This window comes from Actinoallomurus bryophytorum (genome assembly GCF_006716425.1).
Taxonomy (GTDB): domain Bacteria; phylum Actinomycetota; class Actinomycetes; order Streptosporangiales; family Streptosporangiaceae; genus Actinoallomurus; species Actinoallomurus bryophytorum.
Map to the genome: position 1 here is coordinate 5,160,322 of NZ_VFOZ01000001.1, position 20,295 is coordinate 5,180,616.

Annotated in this window: 20 protein-coding genes; 12 read left to right on the forward strand and 8 right to left on the reverse strand. The window is 68.6% G+C overall.

Annotated elements, in window-relative coordinates:
- Positions 1 to 23: 23 nt before the first annotated feature.
- Positions 24 to 1,082: a mechanosensitive ion channel family protein gene (locus tag FB559_RS24260; protein WP_141957942.1), complete on the forward strand. Its 1,059-nt coding sequence runs from the start codon at positions 24 to 26 to the stop codon at positions 1,080 to 1,082.
- 10 nt (positions 1,083 to 1,092) lie between these two features.
- Here FB559_RS24260 and FB559_RS24265 read toward each other — a convergent pair whose 3' ends face one another.
- The 4 genes from FB559_RS24265 to FB559_RS24280 form a co-directional block, all read right to left on the reverse strand.
- Positions 1,093 to 1,767 carry a haloacid dehalogenase type II gene (locus tag FB559_RS24265; RefSeq protein WP_141957943.1) on the reverse strand — a complete coding sequence of 225 codons (675 nt, stop codon included), beginning with the start codon at positions 1,765 to 1,767 and terminating at the stop codon, positions 1,093 to 1,095.
- A gap of 50 nt (positions 1,768 to 1,817) precedes the next feature.
- Entirely contained in the window at positions 1,818 to 2,582 is a 765-nt protein-coding gene (locus tag FB559_RS24270) for an SDR family NAD(P)-dependent oxidoreductase (protein ID WP_141957945.1), read from the reverse strand.
- Between the two features lie 138 nt (positions 2,583 to 2,720).
- The gene (locus FB559_RS24275; RefSeq protein WP_141957947.1) at positions 2,721 to 3,203 is read right to left on the reverse strand and encodes a redoxin domain-containing protein; all 483 of its coding nucleotides are present in this window, start codon (positions 3,201 to 3,203) and stop codon (positions 2,721 to 2,723) included.
- Positions 3,204 to 3,277: 74 nt separating this feature from the next.
- The gene (locus FB559_RS24280; RefSeq protein WP_221640155.1) at positions 3,278 to 4,384 is read right to left on the reverse strand and encodes a lactonase family protein; all 1,107 of its coding nucleotides are present in this window, start codon (positions 4,382 to 4,384) and stop codon (positions 3,278 to 3,280) included.
- Positions 4,385 to 4,563: 179 nt separating this feature from the next.
- Here FB559_RS24280 and FB559_RS24285 point away from each other — a divergent pair, with 179 nt between their 5' ends.
- Positions 4,564 to 5,241 (forward strand): sigma-70 family RNA polymerase sigma factor, encoded by a 678-nt coding sequence (locus FB559_RS24285; RefSeq protein WP_141957951.1) that lies wholly within the window; start codon positions 4,564 to 4,566, stop codon positions 5,239 to 5,241.
- Positions 5,238 to 5,450 carry a hypothetical protein gene (locus FB559_RS24290; protein ID WP_141957953.1) on the forward strand — a complete coding sequence of 71 codons (213 nt, stop codon included), beginning with the start codon at positions 5,238 to 5,240 and terminating at the stop codon, positions 5,448 to 5,450. Before FB559_RS24285 ends, FB559_RS24290 begins: the two co-directional genes overlap by 4 nt.
- 37 nt (positions 5,451 to 5,487) lie before the next feature.
- Here FB559_RS24290 and FB559_RS24295 read toward each other — a convergent pair whose 3' ends face one another.
- The 3 genes from FB559_RS24295 to FB559_RS24305 are packed head-to-tail and all read right to left on the reverse strand — an operon-like array spanning position 5,488 to position 7,324.
- The gene (locus FB559_RS24295) at positions 5,488 to 6,096 is read right to left on the reverse strand and encodes a class I SAM-dependent methyltransferase (RefSeq protein ID WP_141957954.1); all 609 of its coding nucleotides are present in this window, start codon (positions 6,094 to 6,096) and stop codon (positions 5,488 to 5,490) included.
- Positions 6,093 to 6,698 carry a TIGR04282 family arsenosugar biosynthesis glycosyltransferase gene (locus FB559_RS24300; protein ID WP_141957956.1) on the reverse strand — a complete coding sequence of 202 codons (606 nt, stop codon included), beginning with the start codon at positions 6,696 to 6,698 and terminating at the stop codon, positions 6,093 to 6,095. Before FB559_RS24300 ends, FB559_RS24295 begins: the two co-directional genes overlap by 4 nt.
- A complete protein-coding gene (locus tag FB559_RS24305) occupies positions 6,695 to 7,324 on the reverse strand; it encodes a glycosyltransferase family 2 protein (protein ID WP_141957957.1) in 630 nt (209 codons plus the stop codon). Before FB559_RS24305 ends, FB559_RS24300 begins: the two co-directional genes overlap by 4 nt.
- Positions 7,325 to 7,616: 292 nt before the next feature.
- Between FB559_RS24305 and FB559_RS24310 the strand changes: the two genes are divergently transcribed.
- The 6 genes from FB559_RS24310 (at position 7,617) to FB559_RS24335 (ending at position 15,468) form a co-directional block, all read left to right on the forward strand.
- Positions 7,617 to 8,933 carry a molybdopterin-dependent oxidoreductase gene (locus FB559_RS24310; RefSeq protein ID WP_141957959.1) on the forward strand — a complete coding sequence of 439 codons (1,317 nt, stop codon included), beginning with the start codon at positions 7,617 to 7,619 and terminating at the stop codon, positions 8,931 to 8,933.
- A gap of 1 nt (position 8,934) precedes the next feature.
- Complete coding sequence (locus FB559_RS44080; protein WP_185792375.1) at positions 8,935 to 10,824, forward strand: hypothetical protein; 1,890 nt, start codon at positions 8,935 to 8,937, stop codon at positions 10,822 to 10,824.
- A 399-nt stretch (positions 10,825 to 11,223) separates the two neighbouring features.
- A complete protein-coding gene (locus FB559_RS24320) occupies positions 11,224 to 11,586 on the forward strand; it encodes a hypothetical protein (protein WP_141957960.1) in 363 nt (120 codons plus the stop codon).
- A 656-nt stretch (positions 11,587 to 12,242) separates the two neighbouring features.
- Positions 12,243 to 12,995, forward strand: coding sequence for a hypothetical protein (locus tag FB559_RS24325; RefSeq protein ID WP_141957962.1), 753 nt, complete (start codon positions 12,243 to 12,245; stop codon positions 12,993 to 12,995).
- The gene (locus tag FB559_RS24330; RefSeq protein ID WP_141957964.1) at positions 12,988 to 13,923 is read left to right on the forward strand and encodes a hypothetical protein; all 936 of its coding nucleotides are present in this window, start codon (positions 12,988 to 12,990) and stop codon (positions 13,921 to 13,923) included. The genes FB559_RS24325 and FB559_RS24330 overlap by 8 nt, the downstream gene beginning before the upstream one ends.
- Before the next feature lie 123 nt (positions 13,924 to 14,046).
- Positions 14,047 to 15,468, forward strand: coding sequence for a serine hydrolase (locus tag FB559_RS24335; protein WP_141957965.1), 1,422 nt, complete (start codon positions 14,047 to 14,049; stop codon positions 15,466 to 15,468).
- Between the two features lie 197 nt (positions 15,469 to 15,665).
- On the opposite strand, the gene FB559_RS24340 is transcribed toward FB559_RS24335, so the two are convergent.
- Positions 15,666 to 16,226, reverse strand: coding sequence for a TetR/AcrR family transcriptional regulator (locus tag FB559_RS24340; RefSeq protein WP_141957967.1), 561 nt, complete (start codon positions 16,224 to 16,226; stop codon positions 15,666 to 15,668).
- Positions 16,227 to 16,264: 38 nt separating this feature from the next.
- Between FB559_RS24340 and FB559_RS24345 the strand changes: the two genes are divergently transcribed.
- From FB559_RS24345 to FB559_RS24355, 3 genes are all read left to right on the forward strand, one after another.
- The gene (locus FB559_RS24345) at positions 16,265 to 17,317 is read left to right on the forward strand and encodes an epoxide hydrolase family protein (RefSeq protein WP_141957969.1); all 1,053 of its coding nucleotides are present in this window, start codon (positions 16,265 to 16,267) and stop codon (positions 17,315 to 17,317) included.
- A 358-nt stretch (positions 17,318 to 17,675) separates the two neighbouring features.
- Positions 17,676 to 18,218 (forward strand): hypothetical protein, encoded by a 543-nt coding sequence (locus FB559_RS24350; protein WP_141957971.1) that lies wholly within the window; start codon positions 17,676 to 17,678, stop codon positions 18,216 to 18,218.
- Positions 18,219 to 18,959: 741 nt separating this feature from the next.
- Positions 18,960 to 20,135 (forward strand): aminopeptidase, encoded by a 1,176-nt coding sequence (locus FB559_RS24355; protein WP_141957973.1) that lies wholly within the window; start codon positions 18,960 to 18,962, stop codon positions 20,133 to 20,135.
- The last annotated feature ends 160 nt before the right edge of the window (positions 20,136 to 20,295 follow it).

Sequence of the window (20,295 nt, forward strand, 5' to 3'; positions counted from 1 at the left end):
CGATGATCCAATTTACTCCTGAAATGACCCTGGAAGCACCTGTGGCGGACCCGACGGACTGGGAGCGCCTGGCAGTGGCCGCGGCCGTCGCCGTCGCCGCGGTGGTGATCGGACTCGGCCTTCGCATGGTGCTCGGCTGGTTGACCCGGCGTGCCGGCCGTACGCGCTGGGCGTGGGACGACCTGCTGTTCACGCTGCTGCGCGACCTTGCTCTGGTGTCAGTGTCGGTGCTGGGCTTCTGGGTGTCGGTGTCGGTCGTGCACCTGCGACCAGGATCCCGGCATGACGCGGACCGGCTCCTGGTGGCGGTTCTCATCCTGACCGTCTCCATCGCGGTGGCGCGGTTCGCGGCCGGTGCCGTGTCCTCGATCGTGCTCGCCCGCGCGGGTGTCGCGCAGTCGGCGACGATCTTCGTGAACATCGTCCGCGTGGTGGTCGTCGGGATCGGGCTCCTGGTACTGCTGCAGAGCCTCGGCGTGTCGATCACGCCGCTGCTGACGGCTCTCGGCGTCGGCGGCCTCGCTGTCGCACTGGCCCTGCAGGACACGCTGGCCAACCTCTTCGCGGGGGTGCACATCCTGGCCTCGCGCAAGGTGCAGCCGGGGGACTACGTGCGGCTGGACAGCGACCAGGAGGGCTACATCGTCGACATCAACTGGCGGAACACCACCATCCGCCAGCTCGCCGGCAACCTGGTGATCGTCCCGAACGCGCGTTTCGCCGACGCGATCCTGACGAACTACCACCGGCCGGCGCAGGACCTGTCCGTGACGGTGCAGGTGGGCGTCGGCTACGGAAGCGATCTGGAGCAGGTGGAGAAGGTCACCGTCGACGTGGCCCAGGAGGTGATGGCCGGCGTGGACGGCGGTGTCGATGACCATGTGCCCTCGGTGCGCTTCCACACGTTCGCCGAGTCGGGCATCAACTTCTCGGTGACACTGCGGACGCGTGAGTTCACCGACCAGTACGTAGTCGTGCACGAGTTCATCAAGCGGCTTCACCGGCGTTACCAGCTGGAGGAAATCGAGATCCCGTTCCCCACCCGCACCCTCGTCATGTCGGGTGGATCCACCGACTCGTGACGGCTCGCGGCTATCCGGCGTCGGCAGCGATGATCTGGTCGACGACTTCGGAGATGTCCGCGCCGACGATGTCGGGCCGGGCACCGAGTGGGCTCAGGACCATGCCGGGGCGGGCGACGAAGGCGGCCTTACAGCCGGCTGAGAGCGCTCCCGACACGTCCCATGAGTGTGCGGCGACGAGGCGTACGTCGGCGATACCGACACCGAAGGTCCGCGCGACCGCGAGGTAGGGCTCCGGGGCGGGCTTGAGCCGTTTCACGGTGTCGGCGGAGACGACGCCGTCGAAGTATTCGCGGATTCCGGCGTTGGTCAGCTGCGCCTCGGCGACCGACTCGAGCGAGTTGACCAGGGCCACGACGGTGAGCGCGGTCGAGCGCAGCCGCCGGAGGGCGCCGTCGACCTCCGCGTGGGCCGGCAACGCGCTCATCCGGCTCACCACCGCGGTGGCCTCGTCCGTGGTGACGGCACGGCCGTGCCGCTCGGCCAGCATGCGCAGTGCCGCGTGCTGGGCGGAGCTGAAGTCCACATACTCCCCGGTCAGTCCGCCGACGAACGACAGCTGGAGCATCTGCGCGAACCACTGGCCACGCAGCGCGGCCGAGCCCAGCAGATCTTCGAAGACGGTGTCGAGGGGGCGGAGATCCAGCAGGGTCTCGTTGACGTCGAACGCGATCACTGCGGTCATGAATACCTCTTCGTACGGGTCGGTGTCGTTGCCTCGGGAGCGAGTATGGGTCAGCCGGGCTCCCTGACGTCCCAGATCTGTCCGGTGGCCTCGTGCGGGAGCCGGTCGAGCAGCGATTTCGCCGACCGTTCCGGGGTTATGAGAGTGCCCTCGTCGTACGAGCGGGTGAATCGCCGGTGCAGGCCGGTGCCGATCCGGTCGGGGTCCTGGCCGCGGATCCATGCCTGCATCGCGGTGTCGACCGATCCGGGACGGTAGACGTTCACGGTGACGCCACTGCCGGCCAGTTCGGCGGCGAGGTTGACGGTGTGCGCCTCGAGCGCCGTCTTGCCGGTGACGTAGGCGTTGCCGCCGATCATCGAAGCCGGGCGGGCGACGACACCGCTGGAGACGTTCACGACACGCCCCCACTTCCGCTCCAGCATCCCGGGCAGCAACGCGAAGGTCAGCGAGGCGACGGCGACGACGTTGAGGCCGATCGCGGCCGCCCAGTCGGCGGGGTCGACCCTCACGCTCGGCCCGAGCGGGGACACGGTGGCGGCGTTGTTGATGAGGATGTCCACGACGCCGAGTTCGTCGCGGGCGCGTGTCACGCTCCGGGTGAGCTGGTCCGGATCGGCGATGTCGGCCTGTATCACCACTGCCGAGCCACCGAGGTCACGGACGGACGTGGCGCTGTCGGTGAGCTCGTCGCGTGAACGTGCGACCAGTGCCACGCTTACCCCTCGTTCGGCCAGTTCCCGTGCGATCGCCCGTCCGATGCCCCGTCCGGCGCCGGTCACCAGCGCGGTGCGGCCCTTGAGTGAACTCGTCATACAGGGTTGGCGACGGTACCGCTCACCCGTCTTACGTCCGGTCCTCCGAGTCACCGGCCCGCCGGGGCGTGACGGCGGGCGCGGGCACGGATGCGGGCGGAACGTCCCATCACGTCCCGCCCGGCACCCGGTGAGCGGCTAGCCGGCCGCGTGCTGTCGCAGGTAGCGGACCAGGCCGGTGACGTCGTCGGGCAGAAGCCGTCCGATCGCCCCGCTGGAGTACACGCTCACGATGATCCTGCCCTCGCCGTCGAGGACGAAGCCCGTCGACTGGACGTACTCCGGGTCCTCGTTGACGAACGCGCCGGTCGCCGCCGCGAGCGCGTCCGCGTCCGCGCTGTGCCCAAGGGGGAACGTCAGGCCGTGCTTGTCCGCGAGGGCCCGCGTGGTGGCCTCGTTCTCGACGCTGAGGGCGACGACCTTGGTGTCGAGTTCGGCGAGCCCGTCCAGCCCGCGCTGGAAGGCGCGCAGTTGCGCGTTGCAGTACGGGCACCAGTGCCCGCGGTAGAACAGGACGACGCCGAAATGGCCGTGCAGCGCGTCGGGCAGGACGAGTGAACCGCCGCCGAGACGCGGGACGGTCAGCGACGGGAACCGGTCGCCGGGGTTAAGGAGCGGCATGAGGCTGTCCTTGGTAGGAGTGGTCTGAGTCGTCAGCGGGTGGTGCCCGCGGGGCACGCGGGCACCACCACGGGTCAGGCGGCGGCGATGCCCTCTCCGCCGACGGCGCCCGGCACGGTCACCGAGCCGATCCGGGTGAGCGAGCCGTCGGCGCTCGTACGGAACTCGTCGACGACGCCGTTCGCGCCGGTCTGGACGTAGAGGTCGCGTCCATCGGACGAGACGGCCGCGTCGACGGTGCCGGCGTCGGTGGCGGTCTCGCCGAGAGCCGTCAGCGAGCCGGTGCCACCGACCTTGTACCGCGACAGGTTGGCGCTTCCCGCGTTCGAGGCATAAACGTGGTCACCGTTCCGTACGACCCAGCAGGTCGCCGCCTGCCCGGTGGCGACCTCGTCGAGCCGGGTGAGCCTGCCGTCACGGGCGATGGCGAAGGTCGCGACGTCGTTCAGCCCGGACTCGGTCACGACGAGGTGACCCCGCGCGTCGAAGGTGAAGCCGAATGGCGCGGAACCCGCCTTCGTGTACACGACGGGCTTGGCCGCCGGGCCGAGCAGGCCGACGGAGAAGACCTCGACGCTGTCGGCGTTGCCCCGCGTGGTGACCACCAGCTTCGATCCGTCGGGGGTGAAGGCGACCTCGGCAGGGGTGCCGCCGTTCTCGGACAGGCCGAGGCCGCGCTTCCAGCCGGGTACCCGGACCAGACGGTCCCCGACGCGTGTGAAGCCCTGGATGGACCCGCCTTTCAGCCCGTTGAGGACGTACACGAGGCCGCCACGTGCGGCGATGCTGTTGGGGAAGCTTCCGCCGGTGGAGATGATCTGGGTGCGCTGGAGCCGGTCGCCGTGGACCGCGAACACGGTGATGGTGTCGCTGCCGGCGTTGACCGCGTACAGCAGGCCGCTGCTCCGGTCGTAGGCCAGGGAACCCTGCGAGGTGAGGTGGTCGACGACCGAACCCGCCGCCACCCCGCCGAGGCCCCCGGTGGGGTAGACGGCGGTACGCGTGAGGGTGCCGTCGGCGGCACGGTGGTAGGCGACGACGGTGTTGCCACTCGGATCGTCGGTCTGGACGAAGACCGGGGCGGTCTGACCGGTGTTCGCGGCGGAGGCGGGCAGGGCGGCGGATGCGGCCGCCGCTGCTGCGGCGGCTCCGATGATCGCGATACGGGCGATGGTCTTCACGATGCTCCTTGCCGTTCGGTTGCTCATGGGGGAACGCGTTCAACGACTGTTGGCACCGGCGGTACAGGCGGGGCTTACGGAGAATCGCCCCGCGTACGCACTTCGTAAGATCCACAGGGCGCCCGTCACCAGGGGACCTGTGCGGCTCGTACGGATCAGCGGCACCGTAGGCTCGACCCATGTCGCCATCGGAGCCGGCCGGTAAGGCGGAACCTGATCTCGCGCACCGGCGCGTCGCGTACGGGGACTCCTTCGACTGGGTGAGTGCGCTGACCGGCTCGGGGCCGGCGCGTGAACAGGCGGTCGCGAGCCTTCATGAGCTGCTGTTGCGGGTCGCGCGGGGTGAGGTGTCCCGGCGCCGGGCGGCCATCGGCGTCGAGGGGCCCGAACTCGACGATCTCGCACACCAGGCCGCGGCGGACGCGGTGATCGCGATCATCGCGAAGATCGGCCGGTTCCGGGGGGAGAGCCGGTTCACGACGTGGGCCTACAAGTTCGTCGTGCTCGAGGTGGCCAACAAGATCGGACGCCATTTCTGGCAGCGGCGGACGTGGCCGTTGGAGCAGGAGGAGTGGGATCGGCTGCCCGACCGGTTCGGTGTCCGCCCTGCGGACCAGGCCGAGGGGCGTGATCTGGTCTCGGCGGTGCGCCGGGCGGTCGACGAAGAGTTGACCGAGCGTCAGCGCACGATCTTCGCGGCCCTCGTCCTGGGCGGCATGCCGGTGGACGCGCTCGCCATCGAGCTGGGCACCACGCGCAACGCTCTGTACAAGACTCTTTTCGACGCCCGGCGTAAGCTGCGCGCGAACTTGGTCGCCAATGGATATCTGACACGCGACGAGGTGGGGCGATCATGAACGGCCGGTCAGCTCTGGACCGCTTCCTGCGGACGGACCCCCTCGACGTGGGCTGCGCCGAGACCTTCGACCTGCTCGACCTCTACGTGGAGGAACGGCTCGCAGGCGGCAGCCCCGAAGAACGATTCCCCGGTGTCGCCGCGCACCTGCGAGTCTGCGATCCCTGTCTGGACGACTACGAAGGCGTCCTCGCCGCCGCCGGAGCCTGACCGCGGCGGATCATAGGCAGCCCCGTCGCCGCGCGCGTCAGCGGGTCAGTTCCGCGAACGTTCGTGACGCGTCCGTCCAGATCTCCCGTACCCGCAGTTCGGCCGCGCGGGCGTACGCGTCGATCGCGTCGAGGCCGACGTAGGACCAGCGGAACCACTCGCTCACCCGCCCGCCGTCGCGCAGGCGCAGCAGTTCGGTGTGCGTCGAGTCGCCCAGCTCGACGATGGCACGGCCGTCCACGTCCAGGAGGGTGGCGACGCGCGTCAGGAGGGCTTTCGGATCGCCGCCGATGCCGATGTTCCCGTCGGCCAGCAGTGCGGTCTGCCAGCGTCCGGCGCCCGGTACGCGGTCGAAAACGTCGCGCAGGAGCGCCAGCCCGCCGGCCGCGCGGGTCATCTCGACCGCGTACGGCGTGACGTCGATGCCCAGGGCGGGCAGGCCGCGCTCGGCGAGAGCGACGGTGAGCCGGCCCGGCCCCGAGCCGATGTCGAGCGTCGGCCCGGCGCAGCGGTCCAGCAGTGCGTCGTCGCCAGGCCGTCCGGCACACCAGTCGTCCACCGGCAGCCGTTCGGTCCGCCCGTCCGCGTGCTCGATCTCGGCCTGGCACCGGCCCGCGAGCGAACCCTCGTACAGCCCGCCCATCATGGCGCGTTCACCGCCGCGGCGAACCGGGTGCCGGGTGCCTGCGCCGCGACACGTACGGCGTCGGCGGCCGTGTCGACGTCGACCAGGGTCTCCAGCATCGCGACACGGAGCCCGTCGAGACGGCGAAGCTGGCACGCGCCGGTGTCCGGCCGTGACATCGGCACGCCGAGCAGCATGCTCGGGTCCGGCGCGCGCAGGCCGAGCAGCCAGAACCCGCCGTCGGCCGCCGGTCCGAAGACCGCGTCGCAGTCCTCCAGCCGCCGGGCGGCGTCCGTGAGCATCGCCGGGGTGATCTGCGGGGTGTCCATGCCGACGAGCACGGCGGGTCCGCCGGCGGCGGCGAACGCGTTCGCGAGCCGCTCGTCGAGCCCGTCCCCTCGCTGCGGCACCACCTCGAAGCAGGGCGGCAGCCAAGGTCCGGGGTTTCCGGCAAGGGCGAGAATCCGGCGGCGCGCGGGCGTACGTGCGACGGTCTCGAGCGTGTCGGCCAGCGCGGAGGCGGCGATCGTGGCGGCCTGTGCCGGCGTGTACGGAGGAGTGAGCCGGGTCTTGACCCGGCCGGGGACCGGCTCCTTGGCGATGACGAGCAACGTGGCGTTCATCGGACGGTCTCGAGCACCCGGCGCATGTCGCGTACGGCCTGGAACGTCCCGCGGACCGTCCCGGTGACCTTGGACCGGCCCGTACGCGGGTGGTAGGCGACGTCGGTCTCGGCGACCCGCCAGCCGCGCCCTACGGCGCGGACCACCATCTCGAGCGGGTAGCCCGAGCGGCGGTCGGCCAGGCCGAGATCGAGCAACGGCTCGCGGCGCGCGGCGCGCATCGGCCCGATGTCGCGGAGCCCGACCCGCCGGGCCACGAGCGCGTTGCCGAGGCGGGCGTGCGGCGGCCATGCGCCACGCTTCACCGGACGGCGGCGGCCGAGCGCGAGGTCGGCATCGCGGAGCAGGGCAAGCACTTCGGGCAGCTCGGCGGGGTCGAGAGACGCGTCGGCGTCCATGAAGCAGACGACGTCGCTCGTGGCGGCGAGCAGCCCGGCATGGCAGGCCGCACCGAACCCGCGCCGGGGTTCGTGCACGACCTGGGCTCCGTGCGCGGCGGCGACGTCCGCCGACCCGTCAGTGGAGCCGTTGTCGACCACGATCGCGCGGTAGCCATCCGGCATGCGGCCCAGCACCCAGGGCAGGGCGGCGGCTTCGTCGAGACAGGGCAGTACGACATCGATCATGCGGCGGACGCTATGCCCCTGCGGCGCCCGGTGACCCTTACGGAGTGATGACGGCGCTTTACTTTCCGTCATCATGATGGCAGCGGGAGTGACGCTTGGCAGTTCACCTCCCGTGCCCTTACGAACCGGTGACGGCGGCCAGGTCTCGCAGGCCTGACGAACCCCTTACGGATCGTCCCGGGGGGACCCTCGGTGAGCGTGACGACACCTACGGTGAGTCGTATGACCACAGACCACCAGGTGAGCGCGGCGGTCGCGACCTCACCGCCGCGTTGATCGGCGGCGACCGACGATGCCCTCTACGCACAAGACCGAGTACGGCTACCCGGCGAAACTGTGGCGCGCCCTGGAACGGCGCCGTCCACCCGGACTCGACAGAATCCAGGCCTGGCGGAGCCCGCTGCGCGGACCGTGGCTGACCTCGGTGCTGGGCCTGGTCCTGCTGGTGGCGCTGCCCGTGGTGATCATCACTGGGCTGTTGTCGTACGCCGCGTACGCGCCGAGGTTCGGTCAGGCGTTCCCGGCTCACGTCGGCTGGCTGCGGCTGCCGTTCTTCGACTGGCCGACCCGTCCGGTCTGGCTGTACCGGCTCAACCAAGGGGCGCACGTCACGCTGGGGCTGGTCCTGGTGCCGATCGTTTTGGCGAAGCTGTGGTCGGTGGTGCCGAAGCTGTTCGCGTGGCCGCCGGCGCGTTCACTCGCCCAGGTCATCGAACGGCTGTCGCTGTTGTTGCTGGTCGGCGGCATCCTGTTCGAGATCGCCACCGGCGTGCTCAACATCCAGTACGACTACCTGTTCGGGTTCAACTTCTACACCGCCCACTTCTACGGCGCGTGGGTGTTCCTCGCCGCGTTCGCCGTGCACGCCACGATCAAGTTTCCGCACCTGGTGCGCGCGCTGCGGTCCCGTTCGTTCCGCGAGGAGATGCGGACCTCCCGCGCCGACACGCGACCCGAACCCCTCGATGACGAAGGGCTGGTCGCCGCCGACCCCGCCCCTGCGACGATCAGCCGGCGCGGCGTCCTGACCGTCGTGGGCGGCGGCAGCGTTCTCGTCGCCGTCCTGACCGTCGGGCAGAGCCTCGGCGGAGCCGCTCGCCGGGTGGCGCTGCTGGCGCCGCGCGGCGGTTACCGGGAGACGGCGGCCGACTTCCCGGTCAACCGCACCGCGGCCTCGGCGTCGATCAGGCCTGCCGACGTCGGCGAGGGCTGGCGGCTGGTGCTGGTCGCGGGCGCGCGCGTGATCCAGCTCGACCGGGCACGGCTGCTGGCCATGCCCCAGCACACGGCCCGGCTGCCGATCGCCTGCGTCGAAGGCTGGTCGACCGTACAGACCTGGAGCGGCGTACGGCTGCGTGACCTCGCCGCACTCGCCGGCGTGCCACGCCCGGCCTCGGCGCACGTACGGTCGCTCGAACGTGGCGGGACCTTCAGCCAGGCCGTGCTGCAGGCCAACCAGGTCACCGACCCCGACGCGCTCCTGGCCCTGCGGGTGAACGGCGCCGACCTGCCCGCCGACCACGGTTACCCCGCGCGCGTCATCGTCCCCGCGCTGCCGGGTGTGCACAACACCAAGTGGGTGCGGTCCATCGAGTTCCGGAGCGGCTGACATGCGCGACACGCTGAAGAGCGTCAAGGACTTTTACGGCGCCAACCCGTTGCACCTGCTCGCCCTGATCGGATGCTTCGCCCTGGCGGGCTACGCGGCGTCGCGGACCCTCGCGAACCCGGCCTGGCCGGTGATGCTCGCCTGGTTCGCCGGCGCCGTCATCGGTCACGACCTGGTCGTCTTTCCGCTGTACGCGCTGGCCGACCGTTCGCTCACCCGGGCACTGCCGAAGCTGTGGCCTCGCCGCGGGGCCGCCGCACCGCCGCTCGTGCCGGCGGTGAACCACATCCGCGTGCCGGCTCTGGGTGCCGGGCTGCTGTTCCTGCTCTTCTTTCCCGGCATCATCCGGCAGGGCCGGCAGACCTACATGGCCGCCACCGGGCACTCACAGCAGCCCTATCTCGGCCGCTGGCTGGTCCTGGTCGCCGCGATGTTCGCCGTGAGCGCCGTCGTCTACGCCGTACGGATCGGCCGTGCCCGGTACCGCGCGGTGACCCGCGAAAGGGTGACCCCCACTACGCGGCCCCATGCTCCGAAGAGCGCGCGCCCCGCACCGGCCACCCGTGCGCGGGGATGGTACGCGGTCGCGGCGTGGGCGCTGCTGATCGCCGGAGTCTTCACCTGGGGGTACGTCCTGCGGCGGTCCGGGCACTCACCAGAGGACGCGCTGCCGCCGCTGCACGCGACGGCACGGCTGCTGACCTGGCAGCTCCTGCCGGCCGTCGGCGCCGCCCTGCTGATCATCGTCGTCGCCCCCGTGCTCACCCGCCGTCTGCGATGGACGCTGCTGGTCCCGGTGGGATGGGTCGCGGCGGCCGGGTGGGCGTCGGCGCTGGCCGTCTCCGAAGGCACGGCGGGACTCGTCGGCCCGATCACCACCCCAGGTGAGTACTTCGGCGGCCTGGCCGCGATGGGTGATCATCCGCTGCGGTGGCTCGCCACCTTCACCGAGAAGGCCCAGCAGTACCCGATCCACGTCAAGGGACACCCGCCCGGCCCGATGCTGATCCTCTGGGGACTGGACGCGGTCGGTCTCCACGGACCAGGCTGGGCCGCCGCCCTGATCATCGCGGTCGGCAGCTCGGCGTCCGTGGCCATCGCCATCACCGTACGGACCCTGGCCGGCGAGGAGCTCGCCCGCCGGACGCTGCCGTTCCTCGTCCTCACGCCGATGGCCCTGTGGATCGCGACCACCATGGACGCCCTGTTCCTGGGAGTCGGAGCCTGGGCGACCGCGCTGCTCGCGCTGGCCGCCACCGCACCGGACCATCGGCGGGGGAAGGGCCTCGCCCGCGCCGTCGCGGCCGGGTCGCTGTTCGGCGTACTTCCCTACCTGAGCTACGGGTTGCTCCCGCTGTTCGCGGTGCCGCTGGCCGTCCTGATCGTGGCCCGGCCGCGATGGCGGGTGGTGGCCGCGGCGCTCGCCGCGATGCTCGTCGTGCCGGCGGCATTCACCCTCGCGGGCTTCTGGTGGCCCGACGGAGTGGCCGCCACCCACCAGGCCTACCTGACCACCGGCGGGTCGAGCCGCCGCCCGTACCTGTTCTTCCTCATCGGCGACTTCGCCGTGCTCGGCCTGCTCACGGGCCCGGCCGTGGCCTACAGCGTCCCGGCGCTTGCCGGTGCGCTACGCCGCGGCATCGGCCGTGCCCTCCCCGAGACCGAGCGCGCCCACGCGGTCATCGCCCTGCTCGCCGCCGCCGCACTGGCCGGCACGATCGCGCTCGACCTGGCCGGCCTCACCCGGGGCGAGGTAGAGCGGATCTGGGTGCCGTACGCGGCCTGGCTGACCGTCGCCACCGCACTACGGCCGGCACCCGGCCGTCGATGGCTCGCCGCCCAGGCGGTGACCGCCATCGTCGTACAGGCCGTCGTCCACTCACCCTGGTGAGCCGGTACGGGCCCGGCTTGCGCGGATCCCTGATCGTCAGGTGGGGCGGCCCGCAGTGTCAGATGTCTTGGTCACGCACGGAAGCGGCGTGAGTAGGAAGCCTCCTGATTGAGTCATTTGCCGGATTCACTTCTGTGGCGTCCTGCGGAATGTTGGGTCACTGATGCCTGACCCGTTCCGCCGGGAGCGGGAGGCGTCGTGATCAGAGGGGGCAGGCAGATGCGCATACGCACGGGTGCCGTAAGCGCCGTGATCGCCGTCCTGGCGGATCGCCTGAGCCGGCGCCGAGTGACCACTTCCTCAGGGTGACTCGCATCTTGGGATCTTAGGCGTCTGTACAAAGACAATCTTTTTCCTGCCGTGCGGTGAGCGGCGGGTCAATGGAGGAGGAATTCGATCGTGCACCTCAATACATTCATGCGCGCCTCGGTCGTCGCCGGCGGCCTCGCCACAACGGCACTGCTCGGCGGCGGGACCGCATTCGCCGCCACATCCACTCCGGTCACTTCGGTTAAGCCGCTTTCAAGCCTCTGCCATGTCAAGGCCCGCTACAGCAACACTCCCATCAACCAGTCCCCTTCGACCGGAAGCAAAGTAGTCGGCAGCCTCACCAAGGGCGTGTGGTACGCCTCGGGATGCGATCCCATCGCCGGCGGCACCTACACGGCCTGCTACGGCACTTCCAACGCCTGGTATCTCGTAACCTCCCCGACCAGGGGCTACGTCAAGTACTACTGCGTCGCGGCCGAGATATCGGCATAACGACGCCTAGCCACGGCCTGGCTCGCGAAACAGCGAACATCGACTTCGTCAAAGAAGGAATTGGAATGCGCATACGTACACTTCTAGCGAGTGTCGGACTCGCTTCAATAGCGGCCGTTGGAATAAGCGCTCCAGACGCGCATGCGGCTGCATGGCAGTTCACCGGGAATCTTTACGCTCAAAAGTCATCCTGTGTGGATGATGGTCAGCAGTATGAGCGTGAAGGTTACCCGTACAAATGCACGTATGCTTATTTCTCATTCACCAAGCAGTACCTATACTGGCTTTATATCTACAATTAATCATCTTCCAGGCACCCAACCGCGCCGAGACCGAGCGACCGCTCGGCGCGGTTGGCCGCGGCCCGAGATGCCTTGCCCAAAAACCTGTCCGACCTGGTGAGCGGGCTCGGGGAGTAGTAGGCAACGACGCGCGAGACTACGCCGGTTCGGCTGTCGGGTCGTATGCCGTGACACCGGTTCAGGCCTACGGTCTCAGTCTGCCCATGTACGTCCGTCCGCCGACACGGCGGACGTGAACGCGGGCGTTCGTTCCGCTCGATGGTGACCTGCTGCTCGGCGGTACGTAGGCAGGAAGCCGGCGATGCGTAGGACGACGTATCGCCAGGCGCATCGGCCGGCCGTGATGCTGAGTTGATGAATGCTCCTCCGAATGAACTGTTTTCCCAAGCCGCAGCCGCACCCACGTTTTCCCGCACCATACGAAGCCTCGCGATCGGCTTGGTGACCATCCTGCTGTCCTCGCTGCTGCTCACCGGGTGCGGTGGCAAGAGCGACCCGACCGCGGACCCGCTGCCGTCCGGCGTCGCGAGCGCGGAGTCGCAGCCGCCTCTGGAGCCCTCCGGCCCCGACGATCCGGCACCCAAGGTGGACCGGCCCTACGCCCGGTTACCGACGTTGCCGACCGGCAGCAACGACAACAGCACCGACACGGTGAACCAGACGCACTGTGTGAAGATCAGCCTGCTGGGTGACGTGCCGGACGGCATTTCGGCCAAGGTGACTGCGATCCGAGTGGATCGAACCGACGTGTTCAAAGTATCGGGAGGCTCCTGCGCCGGCCCGTCCTGCTGGGGCTTCACGTTCACGGCGGATGACGTGCCCTGCTACGTCGGGGTGGTTCCCCTGGTCTTCGACGACGATACGGGCCGGCAGGACACCAGTCTGTCGCTCTCCGGTGACGTGCGATGCAAGCCGGGAGCCGAGCAGGCATGCGCCGCGTTCGTCGCGGACGTGAAGGGCCGGGGCGGCAGGACGATCCCGCTGTTCCCCCCGCCGAAACCGGATCCCGGCGAATCCGGCGGGGTAGGCGGCCCGCGCCCGGACGGAGACAAACGGTCGCCGGAGGCAATGGCCACCCAGGGCGAGCGGCCACCGCTCAATGGATGACGGTGGTGGCGGCGAGCGGGAGGACAGCGGGCTGTCGCAACGGCTCCGATCATGGGCCCCCGCGATAGCACCGGTCACCATCCTGAGCGCCCTGCTCTTCTACTTCGGGTACGTATCATCCCGAGCGCTGTACGAGTACTTCGGCATCGACGTGGACACGATCGGCCTGGGCACCCAGGACTACATCATGCGCAGCCCACAACCCCTGCTGGTGCCGGTCCTGCTGCTGACGCTGCTCGGTGCCGGCGGGCTCCTGCTGCACGCGGCGATCCACCGCAGGATCACGAACGTGGGTTTGCCGCCGCGCCGGATCCGGCGACTCATCGGCGCCGCGAAAGTGACGGGAGCGGTGGTGCTCGCGGCCGCCATCGTGTTGCTGTTCGCGTACGGACTGGTGCGCGAGTGGGCCGCGTACAGCCTGGTGACGCCGCTACTCGTGATCACCGGCGGCGGACTCGCCACGTACGCGTGGCGGCTGTCCGACCTCATCGGCGAGGCGCCTTGGGACGGCCCGGCGACCCGTACGCCCGCCCACGCCGACCCCGGCGCGATGCTACGACGGACCGGCCGTTTCATGATCTACGTGCTGATCGTGACTGCCGTGTTCTGGGTCACCGCGACGGTCGCGCAGTGGTCCGGACGGGGCCAGGCACGGGACACGGCGGTGTATCTCGGCCGCCTACCGCGCGTCATCCTCGACACGAAGGAGAGGTTGTATCTGCGGAGCCTGGTCGTCGAGGAGTCACGGCTACCCGACGCCGAGGGCCAAACGTTCCGGTATCGCTACCGAAGGCTGCGGCTCCTCGTGATCGGCCAGGACCGGATGTTCCTTGTGCCAGAGGTGTGGTCGGCGGGGAACTCGACGCTGATCATCCCGATCGACGGTTCCGTGCGGATCCAGTTCCAGTTCCAGAACGACGCTCCCTGAATCGCACCAGCGCAATCGACCGCAACGTCACCGGCGATACCCGTCGCACAGACCAGCGAGTAACGTTTTCATTCTTTTGCGGACAGCCTCAACGGGCGATTACGTTCGGGTTACTCTGTCGCGATGATCTTGCATCGAATTCGCAAACGCGGTCGAGGCCTGGTCGCGCTCGGCGGCGCGGCAGTGTTAGCGGCCACCCTCATTCAACCGGCCGACGCGGCCACGCACCGGTCCGGTGACCTCGCCGAGCGGCTCCAGCAGACCATGGCCGGGCTGAACTTCGGCGACGTCCTGGACACGACCCCGCCGGGATCGGCCCAGGCGCGCGCCCTCCGTGCTCAGCAGCAGGCCGAACCGGCGCGCCCGGAACACGCGCCCGCGGTGAGCGCCGCCGCCGCCACGACGATCCATCAGCAACCGCAGGTCGACGTGGCCGTCATCGAGCTCGACAAGAAGGGGCGTGCCCTCTCCTCCGGCAACGTCCTGATGAGCCCGAAGTACAAGGACGGCGTCACCGTCCCGGTGGACAAGAACCTCCACACCACCGCGGTCCGGTACCGCCTGTGGGACACCGACCAGTGGGACGCCGCCAACGGGCAGGGAACGACCGATACCGTCCCCGGCCGCGAGAACGCGCCTCTCGATTTCATGGAGCCCTACCCGGCGTCGATCATCAAACTGATGGTCGGCTTCGGAATCATGCAGTTGGTGGACAAAGGCGCCATCAAGCTGAGCGACACCTATGCCTACACGCCGACGAAGCCCTCCGACCGGTGTGAGGGCGCCACGACCCGGACGATCGGCGAGTACTTCGACCGGATGATCACCGTCTCGGACAACGGCGCGGCGTGCACGCTCATCAAGGTGATGCACGAGCACGGCGGGGTCGACTGGCTCAACCAGGAGTTCCAGGACATGGGCCTGGAGATGCTGCAGCTGAAGGGCACCGACCCGGCCAACGGCGACTGGTCCCCGTACGTCACGATGTCGTCGCTCGACACCGCCAAGCTGCTGATGCTCATCAACGGCGTGTCGGGCCGGGCATGGACCGCCCCGAACGGCAAGCCGGTCACCAGCGACGTCCTGAGCGCCTCGTCCCGCGCGTTCTTCATGAAGGAACTCGGCGAACAGGGGTGGAACAACGTCCTGTCGACGACGAACTACTGCGGTTACTCCTACCCGACCCAGGGCATGCCGCAGCGCATCGCGCAGCGGTGGATCGGCGCCGACGGGACCGTGACGGTCAACGACGACCCGACCGACGGGAAGTACGTCTATCCCGCGCAGCCCTGCCAGGACGCCGCCGAGGTGACGTTCGCCCACAAGACCGGGCTGACGGCGTTCGCGGCCGGAGACGCGGGCATCGTGCATTCGCTGCCCGGCAAGGCGAAGCGTGACTACATCATCGTCGCCTTCAGCAACCTCGGCTGGCGCTACATCGACACGAACCGGCCCATGAACCCGCCCGTCCAGCCTGCGGTGAACCGCACCGAGAAGTTCGCGAAGCTCGGCCGCGCGATGGACGATTACGAGGCCCGGCGGTAGCCGACGCCTGATCACGAAAGGGGCCGGGTCACTCCGGCCCCTTTCCTCATATGCGAGAACGACGGCCGAGTCCCCACTGAGCTCCGCGGCGTCGGCCGATAAGCAGGCCTCGCAGGCCACGCAGCACTCTGGCGCAGCGTCCCCGCACCGGCCGGCATGTCGTTGTTCTGCCGGAGAACCAGCCCTGGTGCCGGGTATCAGCCGTCGGCGAGGCGTTGGATCGTCGTGCCGAGCCACTCCTCGAGCTCGGCACGGTCGCCCAGGTCGGACCGCAGCAGTCGGCGGCGGGTCAGCACGCCGACGACGAAGGCATCGATCGCGGCGGCCCGGTCGCGGGCGCTCGCGTCGTCCAGGCCGGTGTCGCGCAAGTAGCGGTGCAGCGGCTCCATCGCGTTGGTGTCGTAGAAGGCGGCCAGCGCCTCCGCCGCCTCGGGGCGTTCCCCCGCTGCGCGCAGCAGCGCGAGCAGCGGATCCTCGCCGGGCAGGTCGAACCAGCGCGTGACGATGCTCGCGGCGAGCCGCGCACCGAGCGAGGACCGGTCGCCTTCGATCGAGATCGAGACCGGGATCTCCACCCGCGTCGCCGCGAGGAAAAGGCCGTCCTTGCCACCGAAGTAGCGCGTGATCAGGTTGGGCGACACCCCTGCGGCGGCGGCCACCCCGGTGACGGTGACCCCCGCGAACCCTCGCTGGGCGAACTGGCGCTGCGCCTGCTCGAGGATCCGTTGCCGGGTGGCGGCGGCATCGCGGGTTCTCATGTGTATGAGCATACACATCGATGTGTATGCTCATACACATGAACGACGAACTCCGAGAACGTCTCCGGCACCGGCGTCGCGTCACCGTCCCGTGGAGCGACGACCCCACCCGCGGCGTCGGCGGCGCCACCTTCGACGCCCTGCTCGACCGGTGGGCGAACGATTTCGACTGGAGCGTGCACGAGCGCCGCATCGACGGGCTGCCTTGGCGGTCGGTGAGGTCGGGCGACACCGAGCTGCGCCTGATTCACCAGCGGTCGGCCTATCCGGACGCGCCGGTGGTGGTCCTTCTGCACGGCTGGCCCGACTCGGTGCTGCGTTTCGAGCGCGTCCTGCCCCTGCTCACCGACTTTCATCTGGTGGTGCCGGCGCTGCCGGGCTTCCCGTTCGCGCCGCCGCTCACCACCCCCGGCATGTCGGCCAACCGCATCGCCGGCATCGTCGCCGACGCCCTCGACCAGCTCGGCTACGGCCGCTATACGCTGTCCGCCGGCGACGTCGGCGGCATCGTTGCCGAGATCCTCGCGGCCGAGCACCCCGACCGGGTGGCGTCACTGCACCTCACCAACGTCGCGTTGCGCCGTGCCGCCACCGCGGACCCGGCCAGGCTCGCCCCCGACGCGGCCGGCTATCCCGCCCAGGCTGGGCAGTGGTCCCGGGCCAACGGCGGATTCGTCGCCGAGCAGTCGACCCGGCCCAACACGCTCGCCGTGGCCCTCGGTGACTCTCCCGCCGGGCTCGCCGCGTGGATCACCGAGAAGCTGCAGGCGTGGTCGGGCGAGGGAGCCTTCACCCCGGACGACATCCTCACCTGGGTCAGCGCCTACTGGACCACCGGCGCGATCGCCACGTCGTTCGCCACCTACGTCGAACCGCCGGCCCTTGCCCCTCGCGTCGACACGCCGACCGTACTCTCCGTGTTCGCAGACGACTTCCTCCCGGCGCCGCGCGGCTATGCCGAGGCATTCCTCAACGTCCGCGAATACGTGGAGCACCCAGCCGGCGGACACTTCGCGGCCTGGGAACAGCCCGAGGCATATGCCGCCGACGTCCGCCGCGCGATCGAGCTGGGCGGCGGTGTCGGTTCTTGACCGCGCATCGATGCGGCAGGAGCCGGCCATGCTTGGATCAACTGTTCGAAGGTCCTATCCGAATGGATAGATGTAGCGCACTTGGACCGTCCAAGTTCCGCTCGGAGCAGGGCCAACTCCGGTGCCGTCCGAAAACGCGTTCCGCGATCGGTTCTTGATCAACTGGCGGCCCCGATCACCGACGGTGAGGTCGTGGCCCGTCCGTATCGGCCCGCCCATTCCTGGACGGTCATGCCGCCAGGAGTCCCCTCCATGGCCGGCGTGATGCTCGGGGCATGGCGTGGCGAACAGATCGCCTCACTGATCGAGCCCTGGACCGGCATGTTGCGTAAAAGGGGGTGTGGGCCGCGTTCTGTCCGTGATCGACCACGCGAACGCGGTGCTGCACAACGGCATCGGCCGCTACGACGTCGCGCTGGAGGCCGCGAGCGCGGCGTGCCGGCACGACGAACTGGGATCCGCCGCCACTTTGCCGGAGCTGGTGGAGGCGGCTACGCGCAGCGGGCAGCCCCGGCTCGCCGAATCGGCGCTGGAGCGCCTGGTGGAACGCACCCAGGCATGCGGTACCGACTGGGCGATCGGCGTCCAGCTCTCCTCGCGCGCGCTCCTCAGCGATGGTTCTGGGGCCGAGGAGGTCCACCAGGATGCGATCTACCGGTTGGAGCACACCCAGGGTGTCGTCGACCTGGCCCGCACACACCTGACCCATGGGGAGTGGTTGCGCCGTGAGTCCAGGCGCGGCGACGCCCGGACCCATCTGCGTCTCGCGCACGACATGCTGGCCGCGATCGGTGCGGCGGGCTTCGCGGCGCGGGCCGCATCTTCAAGAAGCTTGACCTCACCTCTCGTCGGCAGCTCCGGGACCTGCGAGCGAACCGGCCGGCCGACTTCCTCGAAATAGGCGACGGAGGGAACTAGGTGGGTCTCGCCGCTACGCCTGGGCTACCTCGACTAATGCCCTTTACAGTTAATCGACACCCGGCCAATGTCAAGACAATTAACATATTTTCGAAGCATCTCTAGTGAAGGGCCCACCGTGCCATGCGAAAGCGATGTAGAGGCCTTGGATATTGACGGCCGCCTTGGTACGGTGCGGGTGTATTGTTCGAAACATCATCGATTTCGTGTCGAAGGAGGCTCAGGTTATGGCTAATTCTGGGGACGTTATGGTTCATCCTGGGGAGCTGCAGGACCTGCTCACCACCATGGCCGAGTCCGAGCCCTCGCCCGAGCAGGGAACGGGCGAGCAGCGGATGGAATTCGGGATGATTGCGTGGTACCTCGAAACTCGATGAGCATCGAGTCATGGCTGACGCCCGCAAGGTAAGTGCTCACGCAATATCAACTGCCGCGCGTTCGGGCGTGTCCTGGTTTCGGTAGGTCCGATTGGTCGGGTCTCAGGCCAACTCTGTCGGGGTGGGGTTCGCCCGCTGCGTTGTCTTGTACCGGCATAAGTGCGCGGCCTACCACAGGTCCGGAGATTTCGAAACCGGCGGTTATTGCGCGGGAGCACTAAGGGAAAGGTAAGGCGCCGGTCGGGTTGCTCGCGAGCAGTGGTGACTCCTCCGGCATGACGCCGGAGGAGTCACGACGCCTTGGGCGGAAGATCGTCACTTTGGATCCGCAATTTTGGGGAGCGACAATGACTGGGCAGATGGTCGATGAGCGTGTCTTCGAGGGTGTTGACGCGTTGCTGGATGACTTCGTGGCGATCACGGGTGGGGACACACTCGTGATCACTTACACGCCTGACAGCCGCGAGCCCGCTGCCTGGGTCGCGCTCGGTCTCAAGCATCGCGGCTTCAACGCTGCCATCGTTCCCATGCTTCCGTTGGAGGACGAGAGCTTCGCCGGACGGCTCGCCGAGGCGCTGCCAGATCGGTCCGCGCTGCAGGGCCGGTTGGTCATCATCACCCTGGAGCGGGACACGATGTCGCACTTCGACGTGTTCCAGCCCATCCTGGGCCACTACGGGCCGGACAAGACCATGATTCTGCGAATCATCAGCGCGTCCACTGATTTCTTCACCAAGGCGCTCAATGTCAGTCCTAGGGAGTTGTCGAGGCTCAATGCCACGTTGCTCCACCGGGTCAACAGCGCCAGGCGGGTACGTGTGACGACGTCGGGCGGAACTGACATCACCGTCGAACTCGACAGTGAGAAGTACCAGTGGCTCAGCAACCGAGGTGTGTGGCGCCCTGGTGGCTTCACCATCCTCCCCGCGGGGGAGATCGCCACTTACCCGGTCAGTGTCGAAGGAGTCCTGGTCGCCGACGGCGCGTACAACGCTAATATCATCAGCGACCTGAACGCGAAACTGGCCGACAACCCGGTCCGAGTCGAGATCGAGGCCGGAAAGGCTCGTGATCTCACCTGTGACAACGCGAAGCTCCAAGAGATGTTCCAGCTCTGCTTGGACAGCCCGAATGGTCGTAATGTCGGCGAGTTCGGGCTCGGTACGAATCATGGTATCGATGAGTACATCACCGCGAACTCTCATATCAACGAGCGCCGTTGCGGTCTTCATCTAGGTTTCGGACAACACAACCAGAGCTTGTCCCGCGTTCCCTACATGGCCTATGCGCATCTGGATCTGATCACCGACGGTGGTCTGATGTGGATAGACGATGAGGTCGACCCCATTGATCTGTCACGTCTCGAGCCCATCGACGTTCCTCATCCAGTCGACGCGCTCGACGAGGACATCACGGGCGACTGTTGTGGCATGGGGTACCGCCAGCTGAAGGGGCTCTCGGACCCGTCCTGCGCGATTCCCGAAGCCTCCCCGGAGCGGGGCAGTGACACCGTGCGTATTTAGCACGTTCGTTGAGATTGACTCTGATGTCGACGTAGCCGACGGATCGGCCGGCGACATGTGCGCCCGGTAGCAGAGGGCGTCGACTGGGACCGTTGGCCAGAAACCTGCAAAACCAGCTCACGTCCCGCGGGCCTGCGCAGCGGCCGAGCGGCCGTTCGTT

Bases quoted from the DNA above. Each gene is read 5' to 3' on its own strand.
- FB559_RS24260 (WP_141957942.1), top strand. From the start codon at position 24: ATGACCCTGGAAGCACCTGTGGCGGACCCGACGGACTGGGAGCGCCTG.
- FB559_RS24265 (WP_141957943.1), bottom strand. From the start codon at position 1,767: ATGACCGCAGTGATCGCGTTCGACGTCAACGAGACCCTGCTGGATCTC.
- FB559_RS24270 (WP_141957945.1), bottom strand. From the start codon at position 2,582: ATGACGAGTTCACTCAAGGGCCGCACCGCGCTGGTGACCGGCGCCGGA.
- FB559_RS24275 (WP_141957947.1), bottom strand. From the start codon at position 3,203: ATGCCGCTCCTTAACCCCGGCGACCGGTTCCCGTCGCTGACCGTCCCG.
- FB559_RS24285 (WP_141957951.1), top strand. From the start codon at position 4,564: ATGTCGCCATCGGAGCCGGCCGGTAAGGCGGAACCTGATCTCGCGCAC.
- FB559_RS24290 (WP_141957953.1), top strand. From the start codon at position 5,238: ATGAACGGCCGGTCAGCTCTGGACCGCTTCCTGCGGACGGACCCCCTC.
- FB559_RS24295 (WP_141957954.1), bottom strand. From the start codon at position 6,096: ATGATGGGCGGGCTGTACGAGGGTTCGCTCGCGGGCCGGTGCCAGGCC.
- FB559_RS24300 (WP_141957956.1), bottom strand. From the start codon at position 6,698: ATGAACGCCACGTTGCTCGTCATCGCCAAGGAGCCGGTCCCCGGCCGG.
- FB559_RS24305 (WP_141957957.1), bottom strand. From the start codon at position 7,324: ATGATCGATGTCGTACTGCCCTGTCTCGACGAAGCCGCCGCCCTGCCC.
- FB559_RS24310 (WP_141957959.1), top strand. From the start codon at position 7,617: ATGCCCTCTACGCACAAGACCGAGTACGGCTACCCGGCGAAACTGTGG.
- FB559_RS44080 (WP_185792375.1), top strand. From the start codon at position 8,935: ATGCGCGACACGCTGAAGAGCGTCAAGGACTTTTACGGCGCCAACCCG.
- FB559_RS24325 (WP_141957962.1), top strand. From the start codon at position 12,243: ATGAATGCTCCTCCGAATGAACTGTTTTCCCAAGCCGCAGCCGCACCC.
- FB559_RS24330 (WP_141957964.1), top strand. From the start codon at position 12,988: ATGGATGACGGTGGTGGCGGCGAGCGGGAGGACAGCGGGCTGTCGCAA.
- FB559_RS24335 (WP_141957965.1), top strand. From the start codon at position 14,047: ATGATCTTGCATCGAATTCGCAAACGCGGTCGAGGCCTGGTCGCGCTC.
- FB559_RS24340 (WP_141957967.1), bottom strand. From the start codon at position 16,226: ATGAGAACCCGCGATGCCGCCGCCACCCGGCAACGGATCCTCGAGCAG.
- FB559_RS24345 (WP_141957969.1), top strand. From the start codon at position 16,265: ATGAACGACGAACTCCGAGAACGTCTCCGGCACCGGCGTCGCGTCACC.
- FB559_RS24355 (WP_141957973.1), top strand. From the start codon at position 18,960: ATGACTGGGCAGATGGTCGATGAGCGTGTCTTCGAGGGTGTTGACGCG.